Consider the following 25,371-nt stretch of genomic DNA (forward strand, 5'->3'; position numbering starts at 1 on the left):
ATTGATGAGGCTCGCACCTTGCATACAATATGTTCCTACATTATTTAGATAGAATGCTTGAGACTTGATTACGGTACTCTTCCAGAGCTTCATCAATATCGGCATCATTCCGATTTATTTGCTCCAGCGTATCGATCAGTTCCTGTGCCATTGTCTCGAACTCGGGAATTACCGGAACCGCCTGTGTCGATTCTAGCTGCTCACCAAACGTGCTGATTTTCTCATCCTCAGCAAGCTTAGGATCCTCCCATGCTTCCATGTTTGCAGGCAGTTCTGTAACCGTGTCATACCAGGCAACCTGTGTTTCCGGATCGGCCATCCAGTTGATGAAATCAAGGGCTTGGTCAACTTTATCCGTATTGTTAAATACAGTCCAGTGCGCCCCTCCGATCATGGAATTGTTGTTCTCCGCTTCCGGCATTACATGTACATCCCACTGTCCTTCCAGCTCCGGAATTTGTTCATTGATGGAGTTGATTTCCCAAGGACCACTGAAGAACATTGGTTTCGAGCCATCACTGAAGGCCTGGTAAAGCTGTTTCCCTTCAGTCAGCTGAGCCATCCCTTCTTCAAAGAACGTATGGTGTAGTTCGACTCCTTCTTTAAAGCCTGGCTTTTCAAAGTTGGCTGCCCCTTCTCCTTCTTCATATTGCCAGCCTTGCTCCCATGCCAGCATGAACGGGAAGTTTTGGTCCACTTGTGGAATCTCGATTCCATATTGATCGTCTCCGCGTGCAGCCAATTGCGTTGCCGCGTCTTTTACATCATCCCATGTTTCAGGTCCTTCCGGATAACCGACTTCTTCTAATAGGTCCGTGCGATAATACAAGACACGCGTATCTACATACCAGGGAATCCCGATGGTTTGGCCATCGTATTTTGTTGTTTCCACAGCGCTCTCATAAAAATTATCCGGATTAAAGTTTGGATATTCATCGATGTAGTCGGACAAATCCAAAAACGTTCCTGCCTCTGCAAACTCAGCTACCCAAGTAGTCCCGATTTGCAGAACATCCGGACCTTTTCCAGATGCCACAGCAGTCAGCAGTTTATCATGCGCATTGTCCCAAGGAATTGCCTGCACTTCCACTTTAACTCCGCTTTCATCCTCATATTCTTTTACAAAGTCCTCTAATTCGGGTGTCATGGTCCACACCGTAATCGTATCTTCATCAGCCGATCCTCCTGATGACCCGCCGGAAGAACAAGCTCCCAACACCAGCATGGCCCCAAGCATCACGACGAGCAAAAACCCAAGTCTCTTTTGTTTCATAGCCTCTCCACTCCTTTTATTTTGAATCATTGAAACGTTTCGATAACCGTATTATAAATCTATCTGAAATCGGTTTCAACTATTATTTTATATTTTTTATATTTTTCATAAATAGTCCTCTTTAAATAAGATATTTAATAATTGATAAGATTATTCTCCTTGTATATTATTTTTTGTTTTTCTATTGAAACGTTTCTATAAATAGCATATAGTAGTCAGTGAAATCGATTCCAACTTACGCAATGGAATAGAACGTACTAGTACGAGATTACGTATTGATACAGGAGGTAACCATATGTCAGAACAATCACTCGATCATCTATTAAATGAAATGACGATTGATGAGAAAATCGCTCAACTCATGCAATTGGCCACCCCATTTTTCAAAGGAAGTTCAGATAATGGAGAAATCACCGGTCCAATGGAGGAAATGGGGATTGATGAATCTATCATAAAAAATACCGGTTCTGTTTTAGGTGCTTCAGGCGCTAAAGAAATCAAAGTAATCCAGAAGCAGCATTTGCAGACCAATCGCCTGGGTATACCGTTGTTGTTCATGTCTGATATTATTCACGGCTATAAGACAATTTTTCCTGTACCTTTGGCAATTGGCTGTTCATGGGATTTGCACCTTGCGGAAAAAAGTGCGGAAATTGCTGCCAAAGAAGCAGCTGTCTCCGGCGTTCACGTTACCTTTGCACCAATGGTCGATTTGGTACGCGATCCCAGATGGGGACGGGTAATGGAATCAACAGGAGAAGACCCTTATTTGAATAGCGAATTCGCAAAAGCTCAAGTCCGTGGTTTTCAAGGGGAAGATCTCACCCAGGACATGAACCGGGTCGCCGCATGTGTAAAACATTTCGCAGCCTATGGCGCACCGGAAGGCGGCCGTGATTACAATACGGTAAATATGTCGGAACGGGAACTGCGGGAAACTTACTTACCAGCTTACAAGGCAGCCCTAGAGGCGGGCAGCGAAATGGTAATGACGGCTTTTAATACCGTCGACGGCATTCCTGCTACCGGCAATAAAAGATTAATGCGCGATCTGTTGCGCGACGAATGGAATTTCGATGGCGTTCTGATTTCCGACTGGGGAGCAGTCAAAGAGATGGTACCACACGGAGTTGCCGAAGACGGCAAGGAAGCAGCATTAAAAGCTATCAAAGCTGGTTTGGATATCGAAATGATGACCACCTGTTATGTTGACCATCTACGCGATTTAATTGAAGCTGGTACGGTTGATGAAGCGTTGCTTGATGAAGCAGTCATGCGTATCCTGCAGTTAAAGCAAAAGCTTGGTTTGTTTGAAAATCCTTATCGCGGGGCAGATGAAGCCAAAGAACAAAGCCTCATTATGTCGGACGAACATCGGCAAATTGCCCGGGAACTCGCCGCTAAATCGGCGGTGCTGCTAAAAAATGATCAAGTCCTTCCACTACAAAAACAGCAAGAAATCGCTCTGATTGGCCCAATGGCCGAAAGTGGGGATATTCTTGGTCAATGGTCTTGGAGAGGCTCCCGTGAAGAAGCCGTTAGCTTAAGGGAAGGAATAAAAACGAAAATTGGAGCAACCAATTTGCGAACGGCCCAGGGATGTGACATCGAGTCGTCTACAGAGGCTCAGCTGGCAGAAGCCATTGAAACGGCCAAGACGGCAGATATCATTGTTCTGGCATTGGGAGAGCGTTCGGAAATGAGTGGAGAAGCTGGATCACGGTCCAATATAAAACTGCCTCAGGCCCAACTTGATCTGATCAAGGCTGTTAAACAGCTGAACAAGCCGACAGTGGCTATCTTGTTCAATGGGCGCCCGCTGGACTTGCACGGGGTTGCAGACCAGGCCGACGCAGTCCTCGAAGCATGGCAGCCAGGAACAGAGGGCGGGAATGCCATTGCCGATCTGTTGTACGGCGACGTGAATCCATCAGGAAAGTTGACCATGTCTTTCCCGCATTCAGTAGGACAGGTGCCAGTTTACTACAATCATTTTAATACTGGACGCCCGAAGGATGCACCGGACGCACAGGAACGCTATGTATCCCAATACCTTGACAGTCCGAATGATCCAATGTATCCGTTCGGCTTCGGCTTAAGCTATACCAGCTTCACCTATAATGATTTGACACTTAGCACGGACTCACTAACACTTGGACAGCCGCTGACCGTTACGGTGACTGTCACCAATTCCGGCCAAACATCCGGGGAAGAAATTGTTCAATTTTACACACGAGATCATGTCGGCGAGGTAGTAAGGCCTTTAAAAGAGTTGAAAGGATTTAGGCGTATTAAACTGGAGCCAGGAGAGACCCGTGAGGTGCACTTCACTTTAACAGAGGAACAGCTTCGCTACCACCATGCCGACCTGGAATTCACGAGTGACCCTGGTACATTCACAGTTTATGTCGGGCCGAACAGCAAAGAATGCCTTGCAAAGTCATTCCATTTATCTCATTAATGCAGGAGGAGAAATTTCATGCCTAACACACCCTACCATTTCCAAGCAGGAGAAGTTAGCTTCTCCTTTATGGAGAGTGGAGATATTTTTCAAGTCACGCACAACCAGACCCTGATCAATCAGTGGCTGGCCAATCCGATTGATGGAGCATTGAATAACATCTATTTACGGGTTCATCAAGCAGACGGTAAGATTGTTTCCGTTCCCATGATCGGGGTGCAATCCAATAGTAAAATGGAAGTTGGAGAAAAGGAGGTCGTCTGGATAGGCTCTTTTCAGGATATCGACTATCAGGTCCGTTTTCTTCCGGCCAAGAGTGGCAGTTGGTTTTGGGATATTACCATTCATGGTAATGACAAAAAGGCAGATGTTATCTACGGTCAGGATCTTGGACTTGCCGACAAAGGCGCAGTCCGGGCAAATGAAGCGTATATGTCCCAGTATATGGATCACACTGTGTTTGAGGACGCAAAGCATGGTTACGTGGTATGCACCAGACAAAACCAGCCGCAAAGCGACGGATTTCCTTACCTGCAGCAAGGTTGTCTGCAAGGGGCATCTGGTTATTCTACAGACGGTTTCCAGTTCTTCGGCCTTTCTTACAAGACAACCAATCAACCGGAGGCATTGAAGAAGCCGCAGTTGCAAAACGACAATTATCAATACGAATTCGCCTATACTGCCTTGCAATCCAAGCAAATAACGTTAAACGGTAGTCACCGCTTCGTTTTTTACGGATTATTCAAACCGGACCATCCGGAAGCCATTACAACCCTGGAATTCCAGGAAGAGATTGAGCAAGCTTGGAAAGAAGCAGAAGAGCGAAACGGATTGGAAAGAAAATCTGTCGACCGGATTACTCGGTCCACTTCATTGGGAGAGCCACTACAAACGCAGGAGATGACAGAACAGGAAATCAAACGATATTTTCCCGAGCGCCAGTTGGAAGAGAAAGACCAAGACGGCTTGCTTTCTTTTTTCACCAAAACCTATGAGCACGTTGTCCTCAAGCGGAAGGAAATCATGGTCGAACGACCGCATGGCCACATCTTAATGAGTGGTGAGAACCATATCGTGCGAGACGATAATTTGTCGACCACTTCCTATATGTATGGCATATTTAATTCGCAATTGGCAATCGGAAATGTCAACATGAACAAGATGATGACCAATGCCCGGAATCCATTAAATGTGGCGAAAATCCCGGGACAGCGCATTTATATAGAGCTTGAAGGCAGTTATCGTCTCCTGGCGATGCCTTCCTTATTCGAAGTCGGGTTCAACTACGCCCGCTGGTATTACAAATTGCAAAACGACGTTATTATCATTACGAATTTTACCACGGTAGACAGTAAGCAGGTTCAACTCGATGTTGCATCGCAAAGCGGGAAATCCTATCGTTACTTGGTAACCAATCAATTGACCATGCAAAACAACGAATACGAAGTTCCGTTCCATTATGAGGTGGACAATCAAACCGTGACGTTTAAGGCGGACAAAGCAGCTGATAGTTCCTCAGTCTACCCAGAATTATATTACCAGTTACACGTTACTGGGACAGAAGCAGAATTCAGTGGTGAGCAAAAATTAGCTGATTCGATCAAAGCCAGCGACGCTTCTCTTGTTGTCCTGACACTTTCTCCGGCATCCGAATGGACAATCATGATAACTGCAGGACTCCGCACAGAAAGGCCCTTGGCGGTAAAACGTTCTGTAACACATGAATCGGAACGCTATCGGAAATATTTCCATGGATTGCTTAATGGTTTTCACTTAAGCACTGGTTCCGGTTCTAATGAAGCGTTAGATAAAGTCAACGCACTTGCCTGGTGGTACACTCATAATATGCTTGTCCATTTTTCCACACCGCACGGACTTGAGCAATACGGTGGCGCAGCCTGGGGTACCCGCGATGTCTGTCAGGGACCGACGGAGTATTTCATGGCTACACAAAACGAGCAAACAGTAAAAGAAATAATCAAGATGGTCTATTCTCATCAGTATCAAGAGACCGGCAACTGGCCCCAGTGGTTCATGTTTGATCTGTACAACACCGTTCAACAGGCAGATAGTCATGGTGATATTGTCGTCTGGCCGCTTAAAGTGATCAGCGATTATGTGGAAGCTACAAACGACTACACCATCCTTCAAACGAAGGTTCCCTATACGGACGGTACTACCTTTGCCTTTACCGAAGAAACAGCGACCATTTTGGAGCACGTAAAAAAACAAATTGCTTATATACAGGAGCACTTTTTACATGACACCCACTTGTCCGCTTATGATGACGGGGATTGGGATGACACCCTGCAGCCTGCCAACCAGCAGTTGAAGCAATATATGGTCAGCAGCTGGACAGTTGCCCTGACCTACCAGGCACTACGGAAAATGACCAATGTACTAAAAACGGCTGGAGATCCGCAGGTTGATAAGATGGAAAACCTTTTGGCAGGTATCAAAAAAGATTTTCAAACGTATGTCCTGCAGTCGGATGTGATACCAGGTTTTTTATACATGGAGGACCCGGAGCATCCAGAAATGATGCTGCATCCTTCTGATACCGAAACAGGTATCGATTATCGCCTGCTCCCCATGCAGCGGGGGATTATCAGTGAACTGCTGACTTCTGACCAAGCTGAACGGCATTATCAGTTAATTAAACAACAGTTGTCTTTCCCGGATGGCGTCCGGTTGATGAATCGACCGGCTAATTATGCAGGCGGTGTCAGCACCCACTTTAAACGGGCAGAACAGGCAGTCAACTTTGGCAGAGAAATAGGTTTACAGTATGTCCATGCCCACATTCGTTTTGTCGAGGCAATGGCCAAATTAGGAAAAGCGGACGAGGCATGGAGTGGCTTGGATATTATTAATCCGATCCAAATCCAGCAAGCCGTGCCGAATGCTGAATTGCGTCAGAGCAATGCTTACTTCAGCAGCTCTGACGGCAAGTTCAAAACTCGATATGAGGCACAGGATAACTTTGGAAAACTCCGTGAAGGGGAAGTTAAAGTGAAGGGCGGCTGGCGGATATATTCCAGCGGGCCAGGAATCTATATGAATCAATTAATTACCAATGTACTAGGTGTACGGCAGCAGGCAGGTGATCTCATCATTGATCCGGTTCTCCCGGATTCCATGAACAATCTCGTATTTGACTTCCGTATCCTGAACAAGCCGGTCACCTTTGTTTACCGCCTTGGCCAAAAAGACAGACAAGTGCTTGTCAATGGTGTAAAAATAATTATAGAAGAAGCGTCCAATCCTTACCGGCAAGGTGGGATTATTGTGAAGAAGGCAGAATTGGAGAGAAGATTGCAGACAGCTAATAATAACGTGGAAATCTATTTATAAAAGAAAATCTCCGGCAAGTGACTATCTCTTTTAGTTATGTTGCCGGTATTTTATTCTCTTTGTTAGTTAATTTCTGGTAAAATAGAAATAGAACCTATACTAGGGGGATTATTTTATGGAAAATTTACTGTGGGGAGATGTGCTCGTACAGTTTGTTTATTTACTCATCTTGGTTTTGATTGTGATGTTGTTCGTCTCGGTGTTCCGTTCTCAGGCGAAACGACAAAAACAATTAGACCGAATCGAGAAAAAAATAGACCAGCTAAACAGCAGACAAAATAATGATGGCGGACTCTACTGACTAAAATAAAAATAATATAGGAGGAACACTATTTTTGTGCACCGTGGGTTCTAGTATGTCTCGAACCCATTTAAAAGGGAATTCCTCACTAAGATGAAAATGTCTGACCATAAGGAGGAAAGGCAAGCAATTCCCACAGAGCGAAGTACCTTGCGGAGTAACGTATTTATAGGGTTTAGAATGCTTTATTTCCCAAGTTAATTGGTCATTCTGTCAATGTGATGGGGTGATTTTTCACTCCACCCTCTCTTTATCGAAAGGCTCATTCCAAAGAATAGCTTTTTTCCTGAGGCCGCAGAGGAACTAAACTCGCTTTCCGCGGACGAACGGCTTCGTTGGACAAAATCGGACCTTGGATGGCTTGATTTCTATACCCATGTACCCGTTTTGTTTTCTCCTTACAAAACGGACACTTTTATTGTCTTTGTCTTGTGTAAAGCTCTACTCTTAAACCACTACCTTCTTCCTCCACCTTTCATACATCTACTTGCTTATCTTTAATCCCTAGCAGTTCAATGATAAAATGACGTTGCACTCATATCCCTCTCTTTTTTCCTTTGGTGTCAGCAACTTTAGGGTAATAAGGAGAGGGAATGAGTGTATTTTTTGCACCCCGTACGAACCAGGATCACGACAGGGGACACCACCACCTTCAGTATAGAGCCAGTTAATTAAAGGCTAAACAAAATTCTTAAAAGAAAAAACGAACGAGTTCGAATGTATTTCGAATCATCGTTCGTTTTTCATTTAGTCACTATGCTGTTTTTACCCAGGCATTTTGTTCGCGTTTCAAGCTACAGCTTTATAATCGAAACTGTCTTACTAACCCATTCAACTCTTCTGCCAAACTGGAAAGTTGTTCGGAACTGTTGGCGACTTCCTCCATAGAGCTGCTGGTCTGCTGGGAAGACGCAGAGGTTTGCTCTACCCCTGCCGCCGCCTCTTCAGAGATGGAAGCTATTTCTTCAATCGAAGCATTCATCTCCTGGCTCTTCGCGGCGATGGCTGCCAGGTTGCCCGAAACCATTTGAACACTGTCCACCATTTCAGAAACAGAATGATTGATACTAGCAAAAGTTTTTCCTGTTTTTTCAATTTGACTAGTCCCTTGTTCAACCTCTTTATAGCCACCTTGTAGCGACTCTGTTACATTACTGGACTCGGTCTGGATATTGCTAACAATATTTGTAATATCCGTTACAGAGACCCCAACCTGCTCAGCAAGTTTTCTTACTTCATCGGCTACAACTGCAAACCCTTTTCCATGTTCACCGGCACGAGCTGCTTCAATCGCAGCGTTCAACGCAAGCAAGTTGGTTTGTTCAGCGATATCTTTTATCACCGATACAAGCTTGGAGATTTCCTGTGACTGGGAATCCAATCCTTGCACCTTTTTCACTGCATCTTGCACAATTGCATCGATCTTTTGCATTTGTTCAATCGATGACTCCATCAAGCCACTTCCATCTTTCGTCATCCCAAGCACACGGCCGGATGTTTCGTCGATATGGGCGCCCCTTTCATTTGCCTCCTGTACTTTTTGGGAGAAGTCTCCCATAACAGAGGCTAATTCAGAAGCGCTGTTCGCCTGCGACTCTGAACCTGAAGCCAATTCCTGCATGGTGGTGGCCACCTGTTGGGAACCTGCCTTTACTTCGTTGGCCGACTGCGTCAATTCTTCACTTTGACCACTTACTGTTTCGGAAATTCCGGCGATTTTCTCCACCATCTCCTTCAGACTGTAGCCCATCGCGTTAATCGAAGCAGCTAGACGGCCGATTTCATCCTTGCCATTATAATCAACTGAATCAACCGCCAGATTTCCATCGGCAATCTGATCACTGACATAAATGACCTTATTCAAATTACGGATAACAGACCGGCTGATCAGAAAGACGAGCAAACCTCCAAGAACCACCGACGCCGCCATTGCGATAAGTAATACATTTCTGGCTACAGCGGAACTATTTGATGCATCATTAATAGCTGCTCGGCGGTCAGCTGTTACCGTTTCACGCAAACTATCCAACAACTGTACAGTCTCCGAACGAAGCTGGTCGGATTCCACTTTCAAGTTGGCAAGCAAAGAGGCTTCATCCTGCTCCACGGCTGGGACGATTACCTCTAAAAACAAATCGTTCATCCGCTTATCGTTCTCCTGTATTTTGGAAAATAGCTCCTTTTGTTCAGCGGTATCCATTTTTTTCTTCAATTCATTTTCTAATGCATTGAATTGATCCATACGCTCGTTATATTCATCTATGTAACGAGAATCATCATTATTCAGATAGCTGGCGATTCGTACCGATTTGGATCTAGTCAGGGAACCCATTTCCGTCACCTTTATCGCACGGTCCCCTCTCCGGTCCACTTCATCAATATTATTGCCGATACCGTTAATTAGTGTGGTAACAATACCTGCCGAAATACCGAACAAAATAAAAACAACTGCTAGACTAATCCCATACTTCCAGCCAATGCTCACATTTGAAAACTTCAGGCTGGGTAACTTTAACTTTCTCCCCATATTTCTCTACCCCTTGTTGCAGCATGCAGCAGTATCCTCTGGCAGCTGTATTTTATGTGACTTCCCTGTTGAATTTCTTTATAGATAAAACCAGCGTTGCCGTAGTGCATACAAAACAGCATTCGTCCGGTCTGGAACGTTTAGTTTTCTAAAGATAGAACTTACGTGATTTTTCACTGTTTTTTCTGTGATAAATAAGAATTTGGCAATTTTGTCATTACTAAAGCCTTTGGTAAGCAACTCGAGTACATTCCATTCCCGCTCTGTCAAAATTCCGACCGGTTGCTCTACCACCTTGTTAGAAATCTTCAGGTAATCCTTGAACAAAACCGTTGAGAGCTTAGGATGCACATACACATGACCTTCTAAGACACAATCAATCCCATTCGACAATTCCTCTGGCTGCATGCCATTGAAAAAATAGCCGTCCAATCCTTGTTGAAACCAGTCGTTCAGCCTGGAAATGTCAGGATTCGCGGTCCATACAATTACCTTTTCTTCTTTTTGCTTCTGCCATTCAATCAATTCCATAATCGAACGACTATCTGTGTCAATATCGACAATCAATAGATCTATAGATTCCCCAACCTGCATAAGCGTCTGACACTCACTATAAGAAACCGCTTTGACTGAATGAGACGGGTACTTATTCATCAACGCATTGATGATTCCATCTCTTAATAGGCAGCGATCTTTCACTACAATTATGTTCAATTCCAACTCACACCAATCTTTCCTTCGTATTCCCCAGAAATTTCTGTCTTCATCCCCCAATAAACCAAAACCATCATAGTTATCCAGACAGTAACACATCACCTCGTTTTTTTACTAAAAATTCCAAAAAAATAGCTCTTCCTATTCAGGAACAGCCAGACATAGCTTGATTTCTATTAAATCAAGTGTTGGCAGCCAGGCGATCATAATTATGAATGAGCAATAAGTCTCACAGCATAACCTTAGACCCTGGGCTTTGCGTCCTAACCTTTCGATTAGTTTGCCTTTATCAGAAGTTATTCACATGCGTTTGTAGTTCTTTAGTAAGTATACTGTGTCATTTTTCACTTTTCAACATAAATTTACAAATAATGCAGATATTTTTTTATTTCTAAAAGTTTATCGCTTGCATATTTCAGAAAATTATGTCTTAATGATTTAAATAAAAACAACCAGAATACCTGGTTGTTTTTAACTTCCAAAATCCATTCTTTGATAGCGTCCCCGGAAAACTTGGTATAAGCCGAATAATATAAATCCAAGTGATACAATACCGAGCAACCATCTTCCATACGGCTGCTGAGCGAGTTCCGATAATGATTCATCCAACCCTTTTGCCTTATCAGGATCAGTCGTGACAGCTGTTTGCACAAAGAAATAGCCGACAAGCCCGAATACTATTCCCCGGGAAATCATCCCGATTTTTCCGGTGATTCTTGCAACCTTTTCTTCCTTTTCTTCCATTTCACCTTGCTTGAATTTTTTCATATAACTGCCTTTTATGCCGATTCCAGCTTCATATACGGCAAAACAAAAAACGACAAATCCAAATAGACCAAGCAACCACGGACCAAACGGCTGGGATAAAAGCTTTGCTGACATTGTTTGTTCGGAATTTCCACCACTGCGGCCGGCATGTACAGCGATTTTCAACGCCTTAACTGAGATTCCGCCATAAATCAGTGCGCTAATGAAGAAGCCGGTACGTATCGTCAATCCTCGAATTCCCTTACCATAGCCATCCGGGTCTTTAAATGCTCTGATCAACTGCCAGACAATATAACCGAACAGGCCAAATCCAATGATCCAAATCAATATTTCACCGAGCGGAAGGGCGGCAAGAGACTGAAACATACCACTCGTACCAGCGGTCTTCCCGCCAAATCCTGCAGCAGCCAGCAAAGCAAGAAATCCGATTAAGGCAAATACAATTCCTTGTGCCATGTATCCTATTCTGCCAAAACGACGGATCCAAAGTTTTGCATGTGTTTGCTGTCGTTGTATTTCTGCCTTCGTAGATGGAATATCCATATTTCCCCCTTCTTTCGCAAGGATTGAAGTATCAATAATGTATTCCCTCACGGAAAAAAGCGAAACTGGCAGCTTACAACCGACTAGAAAAAATCTGTAAGATATGTCTGCCGGACAGGCAGGATTTCCTCCAGCCGCTCCACAGCCCTGCGACTGCCGTTGATCAGACCAGCGGCATACAATGCTAATGGACGCCTTGTACCTAAAAACATCACCGTAAGCTGCTGGATCGTGCAAAAAATGCTTTCTTCGTCAGGATTTGGCTTTTCAGTGCGAACAATCTCTCCGCCATCAATACGATACCCCCCTGCATTGTCAGGAAAAAAATCATCCTCCACATGGAGATAAACAGGCAGCTTACCTTTTTCGAACCGAAAAGGATAAGCCTTCAGAAATTCCGGCACATCGACTATCCGTGCCATAAAATAAGGCTTGACTTCCTGTGGGAACCTTGGTTCATCGATCGTCAAAGGCAACAAGTCATTTTCCGGGACTACCATTTCCACCTTTTCCACCATGGAATCATGATTGGCGATGAATTGCATGAATAAACGCCAGGCATTCAACGATAAATAAACAAACTCTTCCACTATAAGGACGTCATTCTTAACGTGATAAATAAGATATCCTCCGGCTTCCCCCTGCTCATTATAGGAAACAGCGATTTGATCATTTCCAGTCAACACCCTCTGCTGCCACCATCGTTCATCCCTTACCAGCATGCCATTGTAGTTCTTTGCGAAACGGCTATAAAGGGAGTCCAGCAAAGCGATATCTTTTTTTGACCTGCGGACGTATCCGTTTCCATTCCAGCTTTTCTTCAACTGGTTGATCGGCAATGAATAGTGTTTATTCGTAAAGGTAAGCTCCCACCCATACTTCCGGTAAAAAGGAAAGGAGAAAGGGTGCAGGAAAGACAACGTCTGTCCATTTTCTTTCATGTCCAGTAGCGCATGGTGCAGCAGTTGCTTTACGATACCCCGGCGTCGGTACTCCGGCCAGGTTGCTACGTTGCCAATACCGCCCATTGCAAACTTTTCGCCATTCAGAAAACATGATAACGAATGGAGGTGCAGTTTACCGGCAAGCGTCCCCTGTTCCATCCAGCCCCAAATTTTGTGATGCTTTGTTTCCTCTATTTTTTTCTGCCTATCCTCCGCAGACAATTCATATTGAAAGGCAAATTGAGACAAAGCAAAAACCTCCGGAAAATCCTTTTCGGTTAAACGTTGTATTTCAGCCATCATTTTCTCCCCCTTCAAGTTGTTACTCAAAAATAACATCCAATTGACTGGCAATGACCTTTTCTACCTGATTTTCAGTTAAGCGTTCCGGTTCCAGCATGACATGAAGCGCCAAACCATCTACCATGGCATACAGTTTCTCGATCTCAAGCTGTCTATCGATACCTGGCCGCAGCAACCCATTCGACTCCATATACTCAAACATTAGTTGAAGGGCTGCTAAAATGCCATCTCCTTCCTCCTTCAATAAGTGAGGATGATGACGTGCATAGCTGACAAATGTAAACCACACCTCCATTTCTGCTCTCGTCTGCCTATTCGTTGGCACGATTTCCAGTAAAACTTCGAGCATCTTCTGTTTGGGCGGGACGTCGCGGTGGATGATTTGCTCGATTCTTTCTGCTGCTCTGTCTTTGACTAATCGCATTGCATAAAGAATCAACTCTTCCTGGTTGGAAAAATAATAACGCAGGGCGCCAAGTGATAACCCTGCCTTTTCTGCTATCTTACGGACTGACGCCCCTTCCATTCCATTTTCCAAAATGACACGCCAGGCTGCTTCCGCTATTTTATTTCTACGTTGTTCATGATTCACTTTTTTTGGCATACGCTTACGATAGCAATTTTAAGAGGAATATTCAATTTTTTAATACAATTGTATTAAAAAAATAGGTGTGCTATGCTGTTTTTATCTAATACATCTGTATTAAAAAACTGAATGCGCCGATAAAAAACTCGGACTTAAGGGGGAAAAGTGTTGAATGGTATTACCTGGATGATCATCGCCTGCGAGATAGGATTTTGGATTGCCATCGTTGCGGGATTGGTCACCCGTTACCTGTTTAAAAAAGAAAAAGTCGGGCTTTTTTTACTTGCGATGACACCGGTTATTGATCTGATTTTATTGCTTCTAACAGGATTGGATTTATATCGGGGAGCAGAGGCCACAACTGCCCACGGTGTAGCTGCTATTTATATCGGAAGCTCAATTGCTTTCGGAAAAAGTATGATAGAATGGGCCGACCACCGCTTCCAATATTACATCCTGAAGCAAGGGGCAAAACCACCAAAACGGTATAGCTATGAATATGCCAGACATTATGCCAAAGGATGGCTGCGGCACATACTGGCTTTTGTCATCGGCACCGGACTGCTTGCTGCCACGATATTCGTCATTGACGACGCTGAGCGAACGGCAGCTTTAACAGGGATAATCAAAGTGTGGGCTCTAGCCTTGGGAATTGATACGCTTGTCGCCATCAGTTACTTCATTTGGCCCAGGCCGGAAAAAACGTAGAAAGTGCGTAAGGGCATTTAGCCAATCGTGATCAGAAAAAACATCAAGTGTGATTGGCTGGAAAGATCGAATTGTAAAGGCAAGTTGATTTGCTTTTATCTTTCGAATGATGATCTTTTACCGTTTCCCGACCTTCATCTTGTTTCAGTGACCGGATGAAGGTCTTTTTACTGATTGCCTTTCGAACTACGGCGTCGTTGTTACGCCCTGCTTATTCTCTGATTAGCCAATCTGCTTCCGGGATTCTTTCAAGCTTTTTTCCTGTCTTTCAAGCAGCACTAGCATCTTTTCAAAGGTCGTACCTCGTTTTTCCTGGACATCCTCCTGAAGTCTGGCTTTCAATACAGCTTTGGTTTGGTCATCCATCTTTACAATAAGCGCCTTCCACATATCGATAAAGGTCATTCCAGGCTCCATATGGATTTCATAGGCAAAACACGTCTTCAGCACTTGATAATACAATTCCTTCAGTGCGATTTCATCCCTCATCTACTACAGACCTCCGTTCCGGTTTAGTAGTTTCTAACAGTAGTATGGACAGCAGGTATCTGAAATAAACGAACTTACCGAAAAAAAGCTCGTAAATACAACGTTGTATACGATTGCAGGTTTGTTTGCTAAAATCTTACCAAGGAGTGTACTCACCCAACGAAACAAAATACTGCTGGACTTTATCTAGCATTCTTTCAAACTAAACAAAGGGGATGCCACCCATGTATTTGACCCCTGCATTAGGCAGAAAAATCGTATCAGAAGTAAAGCCGCTACTCGATGAACACCTGATCATTGTCGACCCTGAAGGAACTATCATTGCCAGCACTGATAAAGACCGGATCGACAATTATCATGAAGGTGCCGTAATAGCTTGCCAAAGAAAAACTGATTTGATTCTTTCGGAAGCGGATGAAGCAAACATGATCGGGGTAAAAGCTGGAATCAACTTGCCCATCTATTTCGAAGGAGTGCCTATCGGTGTTATTGGAATTACTGGCAGCCCGGAAACGGTTGCGCCTTTTGGATCGCTGGTAAAAAAGATGACAGAGCTGCTGATTCGGGAAAATATCTACTTCCAGCAGGCAGAGTGGAAAACACGGCGGCTGGAGGCATATCTGTTCGATTGGGTGCAGCAGGAAGAACCAGATGAAGTATTCCTTAACAACGGACGGCTATTAGGGATTGATATGTCCTCATGGAAGCGCTGTACCCTTATCCACTTTTCTGCCTCAAACAACAAAAACGCCTCCGAACTTTATCGAAACACCCGGGATTGGCTGGGAAAAAGAACAAATGACCTAGTACTTAGCTGGGGAAATGATTGCTGCCTGCTTATACATGATGAAAGGAGATCACTGGAAACTAAGGTATCTGACGATTATTCCTGTTTACTGAACCGGTTTCAGCGGGACTTCAAAAAACGATTTGGCTTTTTGCCGGAAATAGCAGTAGGGCCGCCCGGTCCTCCTGAGAGAATGAGCCACCTGTTTCAGAAGACGGAAAAAACCCTAGCCATCGCAATAAAAAGGGCTTCCCTTGTTCTATATGAAGATTTGCTGTTGGAACTGTGCATCGAAGACCTGACACCAGCAACCAAAACCGCCTTTATCGAACGCTGCTTAGGGGAGCTTCCGAAGTATTCAAACCTATTGGCCACCTTGAATGTATTTTTGGCAAATAACTTGCAAATAGCAGAAACTGCCCGCCAGCTAAACGTTCATATCAATACGATCCATTACCGCTTGAGTAAGATTGAAACGATTACCGGCCATGACCCTAAACAGCTTCCTTCTCAGGTTTCTTTTTATTTGGCTTTGTTGCTATTGGAGGATCCTACAAAATAATAAATAAATTAGGTGGATTTTTTGTTTGTTTCTCCATACAATTGCTCGCTAATTGCGATTAAACTAAAGAAAATAAGATAGCAGATAAGGAGAATGTCGATGCTTGCAAAAAATGAATTGGAAGTACTGGCCGCTATTGTCGGGAAAGAAAATGTAGAAACCTCCCAGGCCAGTAAGCTGGTTTATTCCTTTGACGCCACTCCCCAGTTTCAGGCAATGCCCGATGCAATTGTGTCTCCCCGGACACCTGCCGAAGTATCGCAAGTTGTAAAATGGTGTAATGAACAGGAGATTCCTATTGTCCCGAGAGGATCCGGTACCAACTTAAGCGCCGGAACGACACCGCTTCAAGGCGGCGTAGTCCTACTGATGAAACATTTGGACAAAATCTTGGAAATTGATGAAGAAAACTTAACTGTAACCACACAACCAGGCGTAAATACGCTGGAATTGATGGAGGCTGTCGAGGCAAAAGGATTGTTTTACCCTCCTGACCCAAGCTCGATGAAGATCTCGCAAATCGGCGGGAACATTAACGAAAACTCCGGCGGTCTGCGCGGACTGAAATATGGGGTGACCCGTGATTATGTAATGGGGCTGGAGATCGTCCTTCCAAATGGAGAAACCATCCGCACCGGCGGTAAGTTGGCAAAAGACGTAGCTGGATATGATCTGACAAGACTGTTTGTCGGCTCTGAAGGAACCCTGGGGATTATCACAGAAGCTACGTTGAAACTAATTCCCATGCCGGAAACAAAAAAGACGGTCCTTGCTCTTTATGAAGACATGGATGCCGCTGCCCGCACCGTTTCGAAAATCATTGCCAGCAAAATCATCCCGGCTACACTTGAGTTTCTTGATCAGCCTACCATCAAGGTGGTCGAAGACTTTTCCAATATCGGTCTGCCGACCCACGCAAAAGCCGTCTTGTTGATCGAACAGGATGGCGACGCCGCAGTTGTCGAAAAAGACATCGCCAAAATTGTCTCGATTTGCGAAGACAACCAGGCCATCGAGGTTAGCATGGCCGCTTCCGAAATAGAAGCAGAAGCACTGCGCTCGGCGAGGAGATCCGCTTTATCGGCACTGGCACGGTTAAAGCCGACCACTATACTCGAGGACGCAACAGTCCCCCGTTCGGAGATTGCCAACATGGTTGAAGCTATCAATCGGATTGCTGAAAAACATCAAGTGGAAATTTGCACATTCGGACATGCTGGTGACGGCAATCTGCACCCTACCTGTTTGACAGACGCCCGGGACAAAGAGGAAATGGAGCGAGTCGAACAGGCCTTTGAAGAAATTTTCACGACCGCCGTAGCACTTGGCGGAACAATAACCGGCGAGCATGGTGTCGGTGCCATGAAGGCTCCTTATTTGCATCTAAAGCTTGGAGATGCCGGAGTAGGAGCAATGCAGTCCATCAAGCAAGCATTCGATCCGAAAAATATCATGAATCCGGGAAAGATGTTTGCTAATGAAAATCGTAAACGGGTGGTGGTGAAACAGTGAAAACAGCAGAGAAGCAACGGATCCAACAACAATTCCAGGAAAAAATGGATTATGATGAATTACTGAACTGCATGCGCTGCGGCTTTTGCCTGCCCAGCTGTCCAACCTATATGGAATCCGGTAAGGATGAAGCCCACTCCCCGCGTGGGAGAATCGCACTCATGAAAGCGGTCGTAGACGGGGATATAGAACCAGATGAAGATGTCAAGCGCTCACTGGATATGTGCCTCGGCTGCCGGGCGTGCGAACCAGTCTGTCCATCGGGCGTCAATTATGGACATTTGCTGGAACAAGCTCGGGATATCATCTATCAAAATCAACAACAGTCGATACCAGTCAAAGTCGTCCGTAAGGCGGCATTTCAGGGTTTATTCCCCCACCAACAGCGCATGATCGGACTCACCGGCCTGATCGGCTTTTATCAACGTTCGGGCCTGCGGACTGTGGCCAGAAAATCCGGAGCGATGAAACTACTCCCGGAATCAATGCAGTTGATGGAAAAAGTATTGCCGGATGTTCCGACTAGCAAATCCATGAAACAAAGGCAACGGCATTTCCAACCGACAGTTCCTTTAAAAAAACGTGTCGCATTTTTTGCTGGCTGTTTAATGGACACTGTCTTTCTCCCGACCAATGATGCAACGACGAAGCTTCTCCAGTATGCAGGCTGTGAAATTGTCGTTCCAGAAGCCCAGGCATGCTGTGGTGCTCTGCATGGTCATAGCGGGGAAAAACAGCAGGCAAAGAAGATGGCAAAACGAAATATCGAGGCATTTGAAGAAGCCGAAATTGATTACATTATTACCAATGCTGGCGGCTGTGGCGCCTTTTTAGTCGATTACGGTCATCTATTGAAGGATGAGCCGGAGTGGAAGGCCCGTGCTGAAGCTTTTTCCAGCAAGATAAAAGATATATCCAGCGTTTTAGTCGAGCTGGGGTTTGAAAAACTCCCTTTGTCACTTCAAGATGAAATCATCACTTACCAGGATTCCTGCCATTTGAAGAATGTGCAAAAAACATTCATGGAGCCAAGGAAACTGTTATCTTCCATCGATGGAGCACAATATGTAGAAATGAAAGATGCTGGCCGCTGCTGTGGTTCGGCAGGCATCTATAACCTTGTCGAAACAGAGATGTCCATGCAGATTCTTGACTACAAAATGGAACAGACAAAAGCGACCAAGGCGAAAACAATCGTTACGGCCAACCCAGGCTGCCTGCTGCAAATGAAATTGGGCATTGAAAAAGAAGGGCTGTCCGATCAGATAAGGGCTGTCCATATCGTTGACTTGCTTCTAGAAGCTTATGAAAACGCCAATTCAACATACTCCAATCAATCGAATTCATCTTCAATATGAAACCACCCATGCGGTGGTTTTCCTTTTGAACACACCCGGGAACAAGATGGATGGCAGCACTATTTTTTTATGGGCAAAGAAAATCTGCTACGATAAACGAAGCACTTATTGCAAAGGAGAGAGATGAGCATGAAGGTTGCATATATCTCAGATATCCACGGTAATGCCGATGCACTCGATGCAGTACTTCAGGATATCGAAACGCAGCAGGCAGATAAAATCATCGTTCTGGGCGACATTGCTTTTCGCGGACCTGAGCCAAAACGTTCAGTCGGACTTATCCGCAATCTGGATACCGATGTAATTAAAGGAAATGCAGACGAATGGGTCGTCCGGGGAATCAAGGAAGGAGAAGTGCCGGATAAAGCACTGGAACTTATGAAAAAGGAGCGGGACTGGACGGTTTCACAGCTTGAGAAGGATGATGTTGACTATTTAGCCGGACTTCCACACCATAAGAAATTGGAGATAGACGGCATATTCATCCATGCCTTTCACGCCACACCTGACAGTTTATTCAAGGTAGTTTCGTCAGAAGCTGATGACACCACAATCGGAACCAATTTGCTGAAAGAACCGGCAGACCTCTATTTGTATGGCCATATTCATAAATCCTACGTTCGGACAATCAAAGGAAAAACGATTGTCAATCTTGGAAGTGTCGGACTTCCATTCGATGGAATTGCTAAAGCGTCATACGCCATTGTCGATATCAAGGACGGATCGGTTAGCACTACGATCAGAAAAGTTGATTATGATGTGGAGAAGACCATAGAAAAATATCGCCGGAACAATTATCCCAATACTGACATGATGGAAAAAGTCATCCGCCAGGCTGTCGTCCAATCATAAGAACGGAATTCTGAAACAGTCTATCAGAATGTTTTTTGATAGGCTGTTTTTTTGTGGTCCCCTCTTCCCGCTTGGTAAATAATGCTAATATAGTAGATAGAGAGAATGTTTCTCCCTTTTAACAAGTCGAAATGGATACACTGCAACAGCCCCATTTAATAAGGTCAAAAGCCTAGGGGAACATTTTACGTATTTTTGCCGAGTCTGCTGCCTGCACTAGTAAAGCTGCAAAGAAGGCCTTCTTTTTCCACAGTCTAGATAGTAGAAATATGGTTTAAAGTTCAAGCCTGAAAAAACAAAAGCCTAGAAAGCCACCATTTTTAAATAAATAGCAAAAGGAGATTACCTAATGTCACAAACTATTTTTGAAGTTCCAATCAGTTGCCGAGGAATTGCGGCCGTTCTGTTAAAAGAAATCGACGGCCAATACCATGTACTATTGGTTAAACGGGCAAGCAACATCCTGGATGGTGCCTGGTGTTACATTGGGGGCGGCATCGAACAGGGAGAAAAAGCATGGGAAGCTGCCCGCCGGGAGATTGAAGAAGAAACTGGCATAAATGACGTTAGCTTGTATTCTTCCAACAAATTCGATCAATTTTACTCACCGCATGAGGAATACATCTATATGGCACCCGTTTTTGTCGGTTATGTCGGCAGTTGGCAACATGTACGGCTCAATCATGAGCATAGTGAGTACAAATGGCTGCCGGTTGAAGAGGCAATTGAAACTGTAACCCTTCCAGGAAACGATGAAGTCCTCGCCTTTATCGATAAACACTTTGTTCAGAGAACGCCTTCTCCTTTCCTTCGTGTAGGAAAAGCTTAACATGTAAATCTATTTTTCTATCACAGATGATGATTGGAATTCGGGTAACTTTAAGCCGAATGGATGGGGAGCCATCTATTTGCAAACAAGACTTCCTTTCTAGGTAGACGTCTAGTAATCGACACACTGCTTACAGCTTGTTTCCCCCAGTTGTTTTTGAGATAATAAAACCCATACATGAACAAGATGTTAACTGACAAATCAATGGTACATAAAAGCAGCATAGCTCTGTAAACAAGGAGGAATCAAGTGTGTCAAGAGACTTCCAGGAATCGAAAATGAAGGTTTTTTCATTGAGCTCCAACTTGCCGCTGGCTGAAGAAATAGCCGACAATATGGGAGTAGAGCTTGGAAAAAGTACGGTGACAACCTTTAGTGACGGTGAAGTAAGAATTAGTATTGAAGAAAGTGTCCGTGGATACGACGTTTTTGTCATCCAATCTACTAGTGAACCCGTAAACCAACATATTTTAGAATTATTGATCATGATTGATACATTAAAACGAGCTTCGGCTAAAACGATCAATATTTTCATCCCATATTATGGATATGCCAGACAAGACCGCAAAGCTCGGCCGAGGGAACCGATCACTGCAAAGCTGGTCGCAGACTTGATTCAGGAAGCCGGTGCTTCACGGGTCATATCGTTGGACCTGCACGCGCCACAAATTCAAGGATTTTTCAACATTCCGGTCGATCAATTAGCCGGCATTCCGATTTTGGCAAGTTATTTGCAGGAAAAACAGCTTGAGGACGTTGTCGTCGTATCGCCGGACCATGGGAGTGTATCACGTGCACGGCAGCTTGCTGATCATTTGAAAGCACCTATAGCGATTATTGATAAACGTGGTCCCCGTGAAACAGAAGTCGGGGAATCGAACATCGTCGGAAATATCGCGGGGAAAACAGCTGTCCTGGTCGATGACATCGTTGATACCGGGACACGCATGACCAGTGGAACGAAAGCATTGATGGCAAAAGGCGCCAAAGAAGTTTACGCCTGTTGCACGCATCCAGTCCTATCCGGTATCGCCATTGATAAAATCAACAATTCCGATTTGAAAGAATTAATTGTCACCAACAGTATCCCGATTCCGGAAGAAAAACACCTCGAACGGATTACCCAGTTGTCAGTTGCTCCATTAATGAGTGATGCAATTACCAGAGTGTTTGAGGACCGTTCAGTTAGCCCGTTGTTTGACTGATTTGATAAACCAGAGCTTTCAGGCTCTGGTTTTTACATTAATTTCCTCCCTATTTCATATCTCAACCTTGATTATACTTCTCAGACTATATTGACTTCTGGCACCTATTCCGAGAAAGAAATTCGAAATAGTTTATCGTTCTAGAAAAAGCCTGTTCGTTAATCACCTCTTAAAAATGCAAAAATGATGGCATGCCATCTTTACCTTAATTCTTTATCCAATACTCCGTACAATCTTTACTGCGCCCCATGAACCCATACTCGATAAGATATCTTCTAATGGTCGCAAAATCACTGTAAATTGTTTTTAATATCTCATTGATTTCTTTTTCTGTGTAAATTTTATTACGCTCGAAATGATTTACTATATTTTGTAATACAATCAGCTTTCTTTTTTCCTTGCTTGGAAACGTATCTAATTTTCCGTCAATCCCTTGTTTAAAATAAGTAGATAAAACCTTTTGTTTCTCTTTTTCTGTGGTTGCATAGCGTTCGTCCACCATCTTCGCCTCCTTATGAAAATGAACAAAATGATCCTTCGTTTGACCTGCCTCTTTATTCAATAATTTCATGATCGCCAGAAAAACCTTAGCCTGTTTTTCTTTCTCTTTTAGTTTAAATCGATGATTTCTAATCGTCGACGGACTACCTCCATCTAGCTCCTTAACGATTTCTTTGTCACTTAATCCCTTACTAAAAAAATGTAGTAACTCTTTTTGATGGTCTGATAACCCAGTGTATTTTTTGTCCATTTTAAGTAAATAATCGAACACGGACGAATGGTCTTCCTTTATATGCTCAGCAACTGCCTTTTTCGCTTCGTACAATATCCCACCCATTGGATAAATAATCCCATCTACAAACCTTTCGCCACATAAGAGACATACATAGTCATCATCTGATTGGATGTACCCATTTGAAAGTTCATCGACCGTAGCATCCCAAAAGCTATTTTCACTAACCAAATATAAACACAACCTAACTTTGTTTGTTTTTATATAAACATTGTATATTTTTGTTTATTATTAATCAAGTGAGAAAGGAATAAAGTGTCACAAAGTAAATAAAAAAGCAGACCTTATGGAATAAGGTCTGCTTTTGCATGCTATTCTATATGTATAGGTCATTTTCATAGAAATTTTTGCAAGGCCGCTTCAATTCTTTCCGCCGTAAACGGTTTGACAATAAAATCCTTGGCGCCAGCTTTGATTGCTTCCACTACCATTGCCTGTTGGCCCATGGCCGAGCACATGACGACGTTCGCGTCCTCATCCAACTGTTTGATCGCCTGTAATGCCTCCACCCCGTTCATTTCCGGCATGGTTATGTCCATAGTCACCAAATCCGGCTGCAGTTCTTTATATTTTTCAACTGCCTCCTGGCCGTTTGTTGCTTCTCCAATTACTTCCAGCCCAATTTTACCTAAAATATCTTTGAGCTGCAATCGCATAAAGGCTGCGTCATCGGTTACGAGTACGCTCTTCATAATATCCCCCGCTCTGTTGTAATTAGTCCTCGTTTATCTCTTTTACTTCCTCCATCTCTCTTGTATCAAAGATGCTTGCAAAATCAAGCATGATCAGCAATCGATCCTCCAATTTTGCCACACCTCTTAAAAATTCGGAATGAACTCCTCCAGCCATACTTGGCGTTGGGTCGATAATTTCCGGATCAATGTCAATCACGTCTTTTGCCTCATCTACTATCAATCCTGCCGTAACCCCTTCAATCTCGATAATCAGGACTCTCGTTTCCTCACTATAATCCTGATTTCCCAAATTCAAACGCTCTTTCAAATCGATAATCGGAATCACTTGGCCACGCAAATTGATAATACCTTTGATAAAATCAGAAGTGTTCGGTACCTCCGTCACATCATCTAATCGCTCAATGGAGCGCACTTGCTGAATATCTACACCATACTGCTGCTGCTTCAGTTGAAAGATGATCGTTTTGATTGCTGTCTGCATAGCGATTCCCCCTGTTTTCTATCCATCTGTCATCCCTATCCCCGATACCAAGTTCAATTTCCGGATGCGAATGTTAACAATGGACAGACGTTATTATCTAGTAATATTAGACTATTAAACCTGATTTTTCAATAAGATTTTCCCAATCCCCGTAATTTTTCATCTATCTAAAATCCTAGTTCTTACATTAATATCGGCCAATAATCAACTTTTCTTTAGAGACTGTTTTTCTTCCCAATGAATCGTTTTTCCCGATTGCAACCATTGATATAAAAAGTAAGAGCTGAAGTAAACAAAAGGAACAAATAATATTCCATAAAGGAGATGCTGCTTCCACCATTGGAGTCCGAGTGCCTTCAAAGCGAGATGCGACAAACTGATGACTAGCGGATGGATGACAAAAATCCCGATTGTATTCTTGCCAATTTTGTTGTAAAAGGTCCCTTTCCCTAAATTCCGGTACTTAAGCAAAGCGGCAAATATGGTTAAGCTTAGCGGAATCGTAAAAAAAAAGTACTCCTCATTGCTTCCGTCCAATTGTTCCATCGTCCAGTTTCGCTCCACTAACTGCATGAAAAACAGGGCCGGGATTACCACTGCGTAAATAGGACCGCTGATTCGTGAGGCCAATTCCTCAGATTTCTGATAGTTCATACCAATAAAACTTCCGAGAGACACATAATACAAGCCGAAAAAGAAAGGGTCTCTTGTATTGAAGTGAATTTCATACAGTTGGGAGTACCCCTGACCGGTCAAGCCGAGTAAATGCAGAAAAAAACTGGCTGTCAGCAGCACCCCGGCCGCCTGCAAACGTTGGAAACAGAAGACGATGGCCGTTGCCCAAATTAACGCCGGTAAAAACCAGAGATGATACTGAGTATGACTGACACCGTAAACAAAGACCTCACTGGTTAGCAGACTGCTGATGTATTCATGGGTTTGTTGATTTATCAATCCCCCGCTCTGCCAGACAATCTTCCCATAATCGTATAATGCGTAAATCAAAAACCAGGAAATATACAAGAGGACGATTTTTTTTATGTAGGAAAGAAAATAGTGATACGGGCGCTTCCCACTATTTGTTTTCATTGAAAACAGAAAACCGGAAGCCATAAAGAACAAAGGCACACTGAACCTGGCGAACACTTTTAGGACAGTATCCAGTTGGCTGCCGTCCACCTCACCGACCTGGACTGCTTCAAATGCCCGGGCATGAATAAACACTATTCCCAGCATGGCAAAAAATTTGCCTAAATCAATAGAATGAAATCTTTTCAAAAGGGTACCTCCTTCCCCGAACACCTTACTAGGAGGATACCCGATTCC

Annotated in this window: 21 protein-coding genes and 1 riboswitch; of the genes, 10 read left to right on the forward strand and 11 right to left on the reverse strand. The window is 43.9% G+C overall.

Going from position 1 to position 25,371, the window contains the following annotated elements:
- Positions 1-40: 40 nt before the first annotated feature.
- Positions 41-1,273, reverse strand: a complete 1,233-nt coding sequence (locus tag BLR82_RS09755; RefSeq protein WP_074598791.1) for a sugar ABC transporter substrate-binding protein — start codon at positions 1,271-1,273, stop codon at positions 41-43.
- 295 nt (positions 1,274-1,568) lie between these two features.
- On the opposite strand from BLR82_RS09755, the gene BLR82_RS09760 reads away from it, so the two are divergent.
- The 3 genes from BLR82_RS09760 (at position 1,569) to BLR82_RS09770 (ending at position 7,389) form a co-directional block, all read left to right on the forward strand.
- The gene (locus BLR82_RS09760; RefSeq protein WP_074598792.1) at positions 1,569-3,734 is read left to right on the forward strand and encodes a glycoside hydrolase family 3 N-terminal domain-containing protein; all 2,166 of its coding nucleotides are present in this window, start codon (positions 1,569-1,571) and stop codon (positions 3,732-3,734) included.
- A gap of 18 nt (positions 3,735-3,752) precedes the next feature.
- On the forward strand, positions 3,753-7,088 hold the full coding sequence (locus BLR82_RS09765; RefSeq protein WP_074598793.1) for a GH36-type glycosyl hydrolase domain-containing protein: 3,336 nt from the start codon (positions 3,753-3,755) through the stop codon (positions 7,086-7,088).
- Positions 7,089-7,203: 115 nt separating this feature from the next.
- The gene (locus BLR82_RS09770; RefSeq protein WP_074598794.1) at positions 7,204-7,389 is read left to right on the forward strand and encodes a hypothetical protein; all 186 of its coding nucleotides are present in this window, start codon (positions 7,204-7,206) and stop codon (positions 7,387-7,389) included.
- An 802-nt stretch (positions 7,390-8,191) separates the two neighbouring features.
- Here the strand turns inward: BLR82_RS09770 and BLR82_RS09780 are convergent.
- From BLR82_RS09780 to BLR82_RS09800, 5 genes are all read right to left on the reverse strand, one after another.
- Entirely contained in the window at positions 8,192-9,916 is a 1,725-nt protein-coding gene (locus tag BLR82_RS09780) for a methyl-accepting chemotaxis protein (protein WP_074598795.1), read from the reverse strand.
- Positions 9,917-9,994: 78 nt separating this feature from the next.
- The gene (locus tag BLR82_RS09785; RefSeq protein WP_074599111.1) at positions 9,995-10,630 is read right to left on the reverse strand and encodes a response regulator transcription factor; all 636 of its coding nucleotides are present in this window, start codon (positions 10,628-10,630) and stop codon (positions 9,995-9,997) included.
- Between the two features lie 187 nt (positions 10,631-10,817).
- Positions 10,818-10,925: riboswitch (cyclic di-GMP riboswitch) on the reverse strand.
- 176 nt (positions 10,926-11,101) lie between these two features.
- On the reverse strand, positions 11,102-11,941 hold the full coding sequence (locus BLR82_RS09790; protein ID WP_074598796.1) for a DUF1206 domain-containing protein: 840 nt from the start codon (positions 11,939-11,941) through the stop codon (positions 11,102-11,104).
- 83 nt (positions 11,942-12,024) lie between these two features.
- Entirely contained in the window at positions 12,025-13,185 is a 1,161-nt protein-coding gene (locus BLR82_RS09795; protein WP_083334793.1) for a GNAT family N-acetyltransferase, read from the reverse strand.
- A gap of 22 nt (positions 13,186-13,207) precedes the next feature.
- A complete protein-coding gene (locus BLR82_RS09800; RefSeq protein WP_074598798.1) occupies positions 13,208-13,792 on the reverse strand; it encodes a TetR/AcrR family transcriptional regulator in 585 nt (194 codons plus the stop codon).
- 150 nt (positions 13,793-13,942) lie between these two features.
- On the opposite strand from BLR82_RS09800, the gene BLR82_RS09805 reads away from it, so the two are divergent.
- A complete protein-coding gene (locus BLR82_RS09805; RefSeq protein WP_074598799.1) occupies positions 13,943-14,482 on the forward strand; it encodes a hypothetical protein in 540 nt (179 codons plus the stop codon).
- Between the two features lie 222 nt (positions 14,483-14,704).
- Here the strand turns inward: BLR82_RS09805 and BLR82_RS09810 are convergent, their stop codons facing one another.
- Positions 14,705-14,971, reverse strand: coding sequence for a hypothetical protein (locus tag BLR82_RS09810; protein WP_074598800.1), 267 nt, complete (start codon positions 14,969-14,971; stop codon positions 14,705-14,707).
- 224 nt (positions 14,972-15,195) lie between these two features.
- On the opposite strand from BLR82_RS09810, the gene BLR82_RS09815 reads away from it, so the two are divergent.
- The 6 genes from BLR82_RS09815 to BLR82_RS09840 all read left to right on the forward strand — a co-directional run bounded on the left by BLR82_RS09815 (position 15,196) and on the right by BLR82_RS09840 (position 22,076).
- Positions 15,196-16,320, forward strand: coding sequence for a CdaR family transcriptional regulator (locus BLR82_RS09815; protein ID WP_074598801.1), 1,125 nt, complete (start codon positions 15,196-15,198; stop codon positions 16,318-16,320).
- Positions 16,321-16,419: 99 nt separating this feature from the next.
- Positions 16,420-17,832 (forward strand): glycolate oxidase subunit GlcD, encoded by a 1,413-nt coding sequence (gene glcD, locus BLR82_RS09820; RefSeq protein WP_074598802.1) that lies wholly within the window; start codon positions 16,420-16,422, stop codon positions 17,830-17,832.
- A 44-nt stretch (positions 17,833-17,876) separates the two neighbouring features.
- On the forward strand, positions 17,877-19,190 hold the full coding sequence (locus BLR82_RS09825; RefSeq protein WP_074599113.1) for a (Fe-S)-binding protein: 1,314 nt from the start codon (positions 17,877-17,879) through the stop codon (positions 19,188-19,190).
- A gap of 129 nt (positions 19,191-19,319) precedes the next feature.
- Positions 19,320-20,042: a metallophosphoesterase family protein gene (locus BLR82_RS09830; RefSeq protein WP_074598803.1), complete on the forward strand. Its 723-nt coding sequence runs from the start codon at positions 19,320-19,322 to the stop codon at positions 20,040-20,042.
- Positions 20,043-20,391: 349 nt separating this feature from the next.
- Positions 20,392-20,871, forward strand: coding sequence for an NUDIX domain-containing protein (locus BLR82_RS09835; protein ID WP_074598804.1), 480 nt, complete (start codon positions 20,392-20,394; stop codon positions 20,869-20,871).
- A 278-nt stretch (positions 20,872-21,149) separates the two neighbouring features.
- Positions 21,150-22,076 carry a ribose-phosphate diphosphokinase gene (locus BLR82_RS09840; protein ID WP_139186947.1) on the forward strand — a complete coding sequence of 309 codons (927 nt, stop codon included), beginning with the start codon at positions 21,150-21,152 and terminating at the stop codon, positions 22,074-22,076.
- 205 nt (positions 22,077-22,281) lie between these two features.
- Here the strand turns inward: BLR82_RS09840 and BLR82_RS09845 are convergent, their stop codons facing one another.
- The 4 genes from BLR82_RS09845 to BLR82_RS09860 all read right to left on the reverse strand — a co-directional run bounded on the left by BLR82_RS09845 (position 22,282) and on the right by BLR82_RS09860 (position 25,323).
- On the reverse strand, positions 22,282-23,040 hold the full coding sequence (locus tag BLR82_RS09845) for a DUF2087 domain-containing protein (protein WP_074598806.1): 759 nt from the start codon (positions 23,038-23,040) through the stop codon (positions 22,282-22,284).
- A 164-nt stretch (positions 23,041-23,204) separates the two neighbouring features.
- Entirely contained in the window at positions 23,205-23,561 is a 357-nt protein-coding gene (locus BLR82_RS09850) for a response regulator (protein ID WP_281242179.1), read from the reverse strand.
- A 22-nt stretch (positions 23,562-23,583) separates the two neighbouring features.
- A complete protein-coding gene (locus tag BLR82_RS09855) occupies positions 23,584-24,045 on the reverse strand; it encodes a chemotaxis protein CheW (protein ID WP_074598808.1) in 462 nt (153 codons plus the stop codon).
- Positions 24,046-24,249: 204 nt separating this feature from the next.
- Positions 24,250-25,323: an acyltransferase gene (locus BLR82_RS09860; RefSeq protein WP_074598809.1), complete on the reverse strand. Its 1,074-nt coding sequence runs from the start codon at positions 25,321-25,323 to the stop codon at positions 24,250-24,252.
- Between the last annotated feature and the right edge of the window lie 48 nt (positions 25,324-25,371).

It is taken from the genome of Sediminibacillus halophilus, from assembly GCF_900103695.1.
In the GTDB taxonomy this organism is placed as follows: domain Bacteria; phylum Bacillota; class Bacilli; order Bacillales; family Amphibacillaceae; genus Sediminibacillus; species Sediminibacillus halophilus.